The organism is Vibrio genomosp. F6 (assembly GCF_005146325.1).
Classification (GTDB): Bacteria; Pseudomonadota; Gammaproteobacteria; order Enterobacterales; family Vibrionaceae; genus Vibrio; species Vibrio cortegadensis.
In genome coordinates this window covers 67,222-76,021 of the sequence record NZ_SYUT01000057.1, presented here as the reverse complement: position 1 = coordinate 76,021, position 8,800 = coordinate 67,222, and the positions used below count along the sequence as shown (strand labels likewise).

Here is an 8,800-nt window from a genome sequence, read left to right as displayed (position 1 = left end):
GGGCTATTCTAGCGAGATAAACGAGAGTGTCAAACACTTTTTCAAATTATCTTTTTAAGCTAGAAGCCTAACTGACATTGCGCTTGAACCCTTGTGGGCTCTGCCGTGTCAGTGAGGTCGCATTATAGAGATAACGATCACGTTGGCAAGCGGTTTATTAGGTTTTTTGTTATTTATCTATCGTTTGAGTGTTTTTTATTCGAAAAGCCTCATTTTTATAAGAAAAGTCATCTATATTAAAATTGACGACAAATTTTAAGGACAAATTATGAGCCATATTCGCTGTTATAAAGATAAAAAACCTGTAATCGGAGAACGCGTCTATATAGATACAAGTTCAGTACTAGTGGGAGATATTGTTATTGGCGATGATTCGAGTATCTGGCCACTTGTTGCAGCTCGAGGGGATGTTAATCATATCCACATAGGTCAACGAACCAATATTCAGGATGGCAGTGTATTACACGTCACTCATAAAAATGATGAAAACCCAGATGGTTTCCCTCTTCTTATTGGGAATGATGTAACGATTGGGCATAAAGTGATGCTACACGGTTGCACCATTCATGATCGAGTGTTGGTGGGAATGGGGGCGATAGTATTAGATGGCGTGATAATAGAGAAAGAGGTAATGATTGGGGCTGGTAGTTTAGTTCCCCCAAATAAAACACTAGAGAGTGGTCACCTATATGTGGGCAGCCCAGTCAAAAAAGCCCGTCCTTTATCAGATAAAGAACGAGCTTTCTTACAAAAATCATCGGATAACTACGTACAGAACAAAAATGACTATTTAACTCAGGTTCAGGTCATCGAAACTATTTAAGTTCGATCTCTCCCTTTTCGTTGAATTCTTCATTATCAATTAACTCTTCCGCAAGCTCTTCAACATCGAAACGTATACTAGAGAAAGCTTGAAGGGCTTTCCGTTCCCCATCGACTGATATTCCCGACAATCTTTCAATCATCTCAAGAGAAATCGAACATTCAATCAGAGCTCCCGCTTGTTGAGCAGGAAAAGTAACAACGGATTTATGCTGATCCCATGTTTGTATATCAGCAAAGAGAATTGATTGATTCATTACATACCTTCTAAATTTTTACGCAATTCACGTAATACCTGTCGCGCTCCAGGACGAAGACCTCGCCACAACATAAAACTTTCTGCAGCTTGCCCAACGAGCATCCCTAAACCATCATAAGTTTGGCTCACGCTATTTTGAATTGCCCATTGATTAAAACAGGTATTCCCTTTGCCATACATCATGTCATAGCAAACAGAATTCGATGAGAATATGGATTCGCTAATTGCAGGCAATTGACCATCAAGGCTTGCCGAGGTTGAGTTGATGATGATATCAAATGGAGCATTTATCGATTCCATACTTTTAGCACGAATAGAACCGTAAGCTTCAAATATACCCGCCAGCTCTTGAGCTTTAGAAAAAGTTCGGTTGGTTACTGTAATATGAGCCGGGTTATGATCCAGCAATGGCTTAATCACACCGCGTGCCGCACCACCAGCCCCAATCAATAAGATTCGAGCGCCTTCCAACCTAACTTGATTTTGAAGGAGATCTTGAACCAGGCCTTCACCATCGGTGTTATCACCAATAACATCACCATCGTCGAGCTTTTTTAAAGTGTTCACCGCACCTGCAAGTTTAGCGCGCTCCGTTAAGCGATCGGCAAACTGGTACGCATCTTCTTTAAACGGCACGGTAATATTGCAACCTTTACCTCCATGCTCAAAAAATGCCATCGCTGCATCTTTAAAACCATCAGCAGGTGCTAAGCAGGTGCTATAAGTTAAGTTCTGATTGGTTTGCCTTGCAAAAAGAGTATGAATGAAAGGTGATTTGCTATGTCCAATAGGGTTACCAAACACAACGTACTGATCGGTTTGTTGGGCCATATCCTTGCCTGCTTATATATAGTTAAAAAAAGAGCCATCTAAGATGACCCTACCACTTCACACTATGCTAGCCAAGTATCACTGTTACCATTCTCTCGGTTTCAAATAGTTCAGGTAAAGATCGGCTTCTGGAGAGCCATCTTCTGGGTTATAGCTATATTCCCAACGAGCTAATGGTGGCATAGACATGAGTATGGATTCTGTTCTACCACCGCTTTGTAGCCCAAATAAAGTGCCTCTATCATAAACAAGATTAAATTCCACATAACGTCCACGACGATAAAGTTGGAAATGACGCTCTCGCTCACTGTATTCCGTATTTTGTCGACGTTTTACGATTGGTAAATACGCATGGGTATAATTTTCACCAACCGCTCGCATATAAGCAAAAGAAGATTCAAACCCCCACTCATTCAAATCATCAAAGAAAAGGCCACCAACCCCACGCGTTTCATCTCTATGTGGTAAGAAAAAGTATTTATCACACCACTCTTTATGCAACTGATAAACATCCGCTCCAAAAGGCGCACAGATCTCTTTCGCGGTATTGTGCCAGTGTTGGCAATCTTCTTCGAAAGGATAAAAAGGCGTTAGGTCAAAACCGCCACCGAACCACCAAATAGGCGCTTCGCCCTCTTTTTCTGCAATAAAAAATCGAACATTGGCATGAGAGGTGGGTACATAAGGGTTCTTAGGATGCATCACAAGGGATACTCCCATCGCCTCAAATTTTCGCCCTGCCAATTCAGGACGGTGCGCTGTCGCAGATCCTGGCATTTCGTGACCAAAAACATGAGAAAAGTTTACGCCACCTTGTTCGAAAACCGCACCATCTTTCATAACACGACTACGACCACCTCCACCAAGCTTCTCATCTGGCGTTCGTTGCCATGCATCTTCTACGAATAATGCTTTGCCATCAGCCTGCTCTAATTGTTGACAAATACTATCTTGAAGGGCCAACAGAAACTGTTTTACGGCTTGTTTATCTATCGCTGACATTAAGCTGATTATCCTTGTCTTAATATACGTGACGTTTTCGCGTCTCGAATTTCACTAGGCTTCTCTCGTCCACCCGTTTCTCCATGCAACACCGCAACTAACTTATCACCTAATTGCTCTTCTACTTCTTGAGTCGTCATACATGGAGGGTGACCCGTTAAATTTGCGCTTGTTGAGGTAAGCGGCTTACCAAAGGCATGACACATTTTTTGAACCAAAGGATGGTCGGTCACACGTACCGCAATAGAATCAAAATGCCCACAGAGTGATGAAGATACTCTATCGCTGGTCGGCATTATCCAAGTGACAGGTCCAGGCCATGTCGATTTCACTTCCTTAAGTTGTGCTGCCGTTAACTGGCTTTCATCAATATAAGGTAAAAGCTGGCTATAATTCGCAGCAATCAAGATCAACCCTTTTTCAACCGGGCGTTGCTTTAACGCTAACAATTTATCTATCGCTTCATTATTGTCAGGATCGCACCCAACGCCAAATACCCCTTCAGTTGGGTAAGCAATAACTTCACCTTGCTTTAATGCCAGTAGCGCCTGCTCAAAATTATCCATGACCATCCCTTTAACTTTCTTTTTATTCTTCGCTTTAATTAAGTAAGTGTACAAATTATCTCTGTTCATACCTAAAGCTATTTAATAGCAAAATGTATCTAAGTTTAAATCACACCGACGCAAACGTTTTCCTTGGGCGATTTTACCCGTATAATGCGCGAAAAATATCCGCACACCTAATTTTATAGCACTGAAGGAGTTTGAGATGAAAGTCGGGATTATTATGGGTTCTAAATCAGATTGGCCAACCATGAAACTGGCCGCTGAAATGCTTGATCAGTTTGGTATCGCATACGAGACAAAAGTGGTTTCAGCTCACCGAACTCCTCAGCTTCTCGCTGAATATGCTTCAAGTGCCAAAGATCGCGGTATAAAAGTGATCATCGCTGGAGCTGGCGGCGCAGCGCACCTTCCTGGTATGGCAGCCGCTTTTACTAGCCTTCCTGTATTAGGCGTTCCTGTTCAATCTCGTGCTCTTAAAGGCATGGACTCACTACTTTCTATTGTTCAAATGCCAAAAGGTATTGCAGTCGGCACTCTCGCGATTGGCGAAGCTGGCGCGGCAAATGCCGGATTACTTGCCGCACAAATTCTAGGCACCAGTGATGAGAGAGTAATGGAAAAAGTGGAAGCGTTCCGTCAACAACAAACAGAAACTATTTTAGATAACCCAAACCCAGCTGAGGACTAATGACATGCATGTTCTTGTGCTAGGCGCAGGCCAATTAGCTCGAATGATGTCGCTCGCGGGCGCACCACTCAACATTCAAATATCAGCTTTTGATGTCGGAAGCAGTAATATCGTTCATCCACTAACTCAAGCGGTGATTGGTAATGGGTTAGAAAACGCGATTGAGCAAGCAGACGTGATTACTGCCGAGTTCGAACATATCCCCCATCAAATACTTGAAGTGTGTGAACGCAGTGGTAAGTTTTTACCATCAACAGAAGCAATCAAAGCAGGTGGTGACCGCCTTCTTGAAAAAGCACTGTTAGACGAAGCAAACGTGAAAAATGCTAAGTACTATGTGATTAACTCTCGCGAAGACTTTGACACTGCAATTACCCACGTTGGCTTACCGATGGTATTGAAAAGCACACTTGGCGGCTACGACGGTAAAGGCCAATGGCGCTTAAAGACATTAGACAATGTTGACGCGACCTGGGCAGAAATGGCTGAATGCATTGCCGCGACCGACAACCAAGCAATTGTTGCTGAAGAGTTTGTTCCGTTCGATCGTGAAGTATCGCTTGTTGGTGCTCGTGGCGCTAATGGCGAGATTCAAGTGTACCCACTGGCTGAAAATGTTCACACCGACGGCGTGTTGAGTTTATCGACAGCGATTGATGACATTGAATTGCAAGAGCAAGCGAGAGTAATGTTCACAGCTGTTGCTGAGCGTTTAGATTACGTTGGCGTGCTGGCACTTGAGTTCTTTGATGTTCAAGGTTCGCTGCTTGTTAATGAGATCGCACCACGTGTGCATAACTCAGGCCACTGGACGCAACAAGGTGCTGAGGTTTGCCAATTTGAAAATCATCTACGAGCAGTTTGCGGCCTGCCACTAGGTGGAACCGAATGCATTCGCCCAACAGCAATGGTCAACATTTTAGGTGAAGACTCACTCCCACAAAGCGTGTTAGCAATGCCAGGTTGTCATGTTCATTGGTACGGTAAAGAAAAACGCGCAGGAAGAAAAATGGGGCACATCAATGTATGTGCAAATTCGCGGAAAGATCTCCAACAAGCACTACTTGAACTTGCGAATGAGCTTAACGAAAAGGCTTATCCTTCGTTGAAAAGCGCTGCGTTAAAAATACAGTAATATATACAACCGATAAGATCACAAAATGGCGCTATATGCGCCATTTTGTCTTTGATATGCAGCCTCTAATAACCCTTCAACATATTTACTCGTTAGATTGAGTATGCTGACATTTTCGGCTAGAGCATTGATACTTAGTTCCACTCGCCAATTTTTTCTCAACCAACAATGTAAAACCACACTCTTCACAGCGACCTTTGACTGGAGGGTGGTTCACTGCAAATTTGCATTTAGGGTAATTGTCGCAAGCAAAGAACGTTTTCCCAAAACGAGATTTACGCTCGACAAGGTGTCCTCTGCCACACTCTGGACAACCATGTAGTGGCTTATCTTCTGTTGGTTGCTCCGGTTTATCGAGGGACTCAATATGGTGACACTCAGGATAACTGCTGCATCCGATAAACATCCCATAACGGCCCTGCCTTAATACCAACTCATTGGCACACTTAGGGCAAGCTACTCCAAGTTCTTTTACGATATGACCATCATTTTGATGTAATGGGCGAACATAGCTACAGCTCGGATACTGCAAGCAACCTAAAAACGGGCCATGTTTTCCGTGACGGAGTTGCAGTTCACTGCCGCATTCTGGACATGGTTCATGTTCCAAAGCGTGTTCGTGAGCGGAAAATAACTGCTGATCGATTTTACTGCTCATGGCATCTCTTGTTGGTTAGTACTAGTGAAGAATACCTTGCTCTTTACTGTATAAGAGCTCTTCCATTTGGGTATATGCATTTTCATTACCCGGTACATTAAACAGCACCATTAAAATAATCCATTTCAGATCATCAAGTTCAAAATCATCCGTCTCTAACCCCATAACTCGATCAATGACCATTTCTCGAATTTCGGTTGTGAGTACACCTACCTGTTCTAAAAACAGTAGAAAACCACGACACTCCATATCAATTCGCGCTATTTCCGATTTGGTATAGATACGTATTGACGTTGCTGAACCTGTGGATATTGCCGAATGATTATCGCTCTCTTGAAGCGCAGCTAGTTCTTCTAGCCAATGTAATGCTTTATAAATATCTTTTTGGTGGAAACCTGCACGAGTCAGCTCATCTTCAAGTTCATCTTGATCCACTTGCAACTCTGCCTCGCTATGGATATAGGTTTCGAACAGATACATTAGTATGTCCATCATCATAGCTAGCCCCTCCTCTTTCGAATATAGCCACCGGTTACTGCAACAACATGCCCTGAAAGCTCAAGCTCCAAAAGCTGCATCATGACCTCATGCACAGGTATATGGGTCCGCTGTGCCAAAATATCAACAGGAGTCACCTCTATTCCTACGTTAGCTAACAGAAGAGGAAATAGCAATTCTTCCTCTTCTTCCACCATGTCGAATAAACTTGGCTGATGATCTATAGACCAGTTTACCAGAGTTTCTATTTCAGAGAGAACGTCTTGCGCACTTTGGACTAAACACGCTCCCGCTTTAATTAAGCTATTTCCGCCACGACTATTGGGGTTATGAATAGAGCCCGGCATAGCAAAAACATCACGCCCTTGCTCGTTTGCGTAACGAGCCGTAATAAGAGAACCGCTTTTTTCTGCCGCCTCAACGACTAAGACCCCAACAGACAAGCCACTAATGATGCGATTACGCCGTGGAAAGTTTTCAGGCCTAGGCTTGGCACTAGGACGAAATTCTGAAACTAACGCCCCTTTATCGATAATTCTTTCAGCCAACTTCCTATGGCGAGCTGGATAAATATTATCAAGACCAGAGCCAAGTACAGCCACCGTTTCACCACTTCCTTCTAACGCTCCATCATGAGCGTAACCATCGATCCCCAATGCAAGCCCGCTAGTTACGATTAAACCTTGGTTAGAAAATTCTTTCGCAAACGACTTCGCGGTTTGTCGCCCTTCCAGGCTAGCATTTCGACTGCCAACCATTGCGATTTGAGGATCCCCCAAGCAACTCGAGTTACCTTTTACAAATAATACCGGCGGATGGGAGGGGATCTCTTTTAAAAGTGGTGGGTAATGTATATCGAGAGGGGTAATAATATGATGATTCTGTTGCTGAGCCCACTTTAGGCAAGGCTCAACATCTGAGAGAGCTTTATGTTTTAAGTACTCTATCTGTTTTGTTTTGAACCCTATTGCCTGAAGGTTTTGAGGCTTATATTGAACAATGTTAACCAGTGAATCGATACATCTTAATCTGGATAATCTCTTTTCTCCCAAATAGGGAGTGAAGCTCAACATCAACCACGCTTCGAGTTCTTGCTCCGTCACGATCCTGCATCTTCACTACTGATCGCAATAGTCACTGGCTTGATTGGTGAAATAGCAGAAATTTCTCGACCAATAGGCGTAGAGCTATCTGTTATCAGCCCTAAACTAAAATATTGATAAGGACGAATAACAATCAAGCGACCAACGGTGATATCAGGCAATTGAATAGCATCACTCTTTTCGCCCTCATAACTAAACTTACCTTCTTTGCTATGTACCATCGCTCCGGGTTTAATTAACTCAAACATACTTCCTTGACGTAAATTATCTTCCGTACCTTGATCCAGAATGATCACTTGGTTGTTTGCAGCATACTGGCTTCCCGCTATCGCTCCTAAAATATTGGCGAAAACACCTTGAGGAGCAGGTTGAGGGTGAAAGGTGGTGGATAACGTCATGGTTTCAATGCCAACTTCAGGTAACACCACATCATTAATCAATATTTCTTGTCGTTGAGAGGTCACCTGTAAACTACTAAATTCTTCATCACTGTCCACCAAAGTAGCCGCTGCCACTAAACGTAAAGATGTGATACTTACCTCTGGGCTTTCACGCTTATACTCTTCAACCTGACGATAAATCCCCCACTCAGCATGACTGTGCTGACCATCAATAAATAGGCGGTCATTGGCGGTTAAAAACTTACGACCATCACTTGTTCCTAGAACCCTATGAGCATTATCAAGGAGATCTTTCTCTACCAACCTATCCGATTGAAGGTAAGGAAGAACCAGCTCTTCCGCAATAGTCGGTACCGCTTTCTTTTCAATCAAGCGAACCTTAGGGCTCAGAGTGACCATAGGTTTAAGGCTTAACACTGGCTGACCATCTCTCCACGTTAACGTTAACCTATCTCCTGGATAAATTAGATGTGGATTTTCAATGTCAGGGTTTATCTGCCATAAGCGAGGCCATAACCATGGATTATCTAAATATAAAGCTGATATATCCCACAGCGTGTCACCTTTCACAACGATATAAGTTTGTGGTGCATTATCTCGAATCGTCAAAGGTGCTGGTATTGATTCACTTGCACTCGCAATATTAGAAATAGAGAGCGACATTGACAGTAATGCGCCTGTAATACAGCGAAGAAATGAAGGCATAACTCCCGCTCCTTTAGAGTAATGAGTAATAGAGAATCGAATAATTGGTCTTAGGATGCTGTCATTTGCCCTCTAAAATGTCTAGAATTGAGCCAACAAGGTTTATGCTGTTTCGGCACAGTTCAACAT

The 8,800-nt window shown here is 43.1% G+C and carries 11 protein-coding genes; 3 read left to right on the top strand and 8 right to left on the bottom strand.

Annotated features, from left to right (window positions below; all coding sequences use genetic code 11):
* Nucleotides 1-268 precede the first annotated feature (268 nt).
* A complete protein-coding gene (locus FCV43_RS17960) occupies nt 269-823 on the top strand; it encodes a gamma carbonic anhydrase family protein (RefSeq protein WP_136995921.1) in 555 nt (184 codons plus the stop codon).
* On the opposite strand, the gene FCV43_RS17955 is transcribed toward FCV43_RS17960, so the two are convergent.
* From FCV43_RS17955 to FCV43_RS17940, 4 genes are all read right to left on the bottom strand, one after another.
* Nucleotides 816-1,079, bottom strand: coding sequence for a DUF1488 domain-containing protein (locus FCV43_RS17955; RefSeq protein WP_136995920.1), 264 nt, complete (start codon nt 1,077-1,079; stop codon nt 816-818). The two genes, FCV43_RS17960 and FCV43_RS17955, sit on opposite strands and share 8 nt — an antisense overlap.
* A complete protein-coding gene (aroE, locus tag FCV43_RS17950; RefSeq protein WP_113798150.1) occupies nt 1,079-1,912 on the bottom strand; it encodes a shikimate dehydrogenase in 834 nt (277 codons plus the stop codon). The genes FCV43_RS17955 and aroE overlap by 1 nt, the downstream gene beginning before the upstream one ends.
* Nucleotides 1,913-1,996: 84 nt before the next feature.
* A complete protein-coding gene (gene hemF, locus FCV43_RS17945; protein WP_017052843.1) occupies nt 1,997-2,914 on the bottom strand; it encodes an oxygen-dependent coproporphyrinogen oxidase in 918 nt (305 codons plus the stop codon).
* Nucleotides 2,915-2,922: 8 nt separating this feature from the next.
* Nucleotides 2,923-3,480, bottom strand: coding sequence for an L-threonylcarbamoyladenylate synthase (locus FCV43_RS17940; protein ID WP_136995922.1), 558 nt, complete (start codon nt 3,478-3,480; stop codon nt 2,923-2,925).
* A 205-nt stretch (nt 3,481-3,685) separates the two neighbouring features.
* Between FCV43_RS17940 and purE the strand changes: the two genes are divergently transcribed.
* Together purE and FCV43_RS17930 are read left to right on the top strand one after the other, a co-directional pair.
* Nucleotides 3,686-4,171, top strand: coding sequence for a 5-(carboxyamino)imidazole ribonucleotide mutase (purE, locus tag FCV43_RS17935; RefSeq protein ID WP_136995919.1), 486 nt, complete (start codon nt 3,686-3,688; stop codon nt 4,169-4,171).
* Nucleotides 4,172-4,175: 4 nt separating this feature from the next.
* Complete coding sequence (locus tag FCV43_RS17930; protein ID WP_136995918.1) at nt 4,176-5,306, top strand: 5-(carboxyamino)imidazole ribonucleotide synthase; 1,131 nt, start codon at nt 4,176-4,178, stop codon at nt 5,304-5,306.
* 85 nt (nt 5,307-5,391) lie between these two features.
* Here FCV43_RS17930 and FCV43_RS17925 read toward each other — a convergent pair whose 3' ends face one another.
* From FCV43_RS17925 to FCV43_RS17910, 4 genes are read right to left on the bottom strand one after another with little or no spacing between them, the layout of a single operon-like run.
* Entirely contained in the window at nt 5,392-5,964 is a 573-nt protein-coding gene (locus FCV43_RS17925) for a DNA topoisomerase family protein (RefSeq protein WP_136995917.1), read from the bottom strand.
* Nucleotides 5,965-5,985: 21 nt separating this feature from the next.
* On the bottom strand, nt 5,986-6,462 hold the full coding sequence (locus tag FCV43_RS17920; protein WP_017052848.1) for a DUF494 family protein: 477 nt from the start codon (nt 6,460-6,462) through the stop codon (nt 5,986-5,988).
* A 2-nt stretch (nt 6,463-6,464) separates the two neighbouring features.
* Nucleotides 6,465-7,565, bottom strand: coding sequence for a DNA-processing protein DprA (dprA, locus tag FCV43_RS17915; RefSeq protein WP_136995916.1), 1,101 nt, complete (start codon nt 7,563-7,565; stop codon nt 6,465-6,467).
* Entirely contained in the window at nt 7,562-8,671 is a 1,110-nt protein-coding gene (locus FCV43_RS17910) for a LysM peptidoglycan-binding domain-containing protein (RefSeq protein WP_136995915.1), read from the bottom strand. The genes dprA and FCV43_RS17910 overlap by 4 nt, the downstream gene beginning before the upstream one ends.
* Between the last annotated feature and the right edge of the window lie 129 nt (nt 8,672-8,800).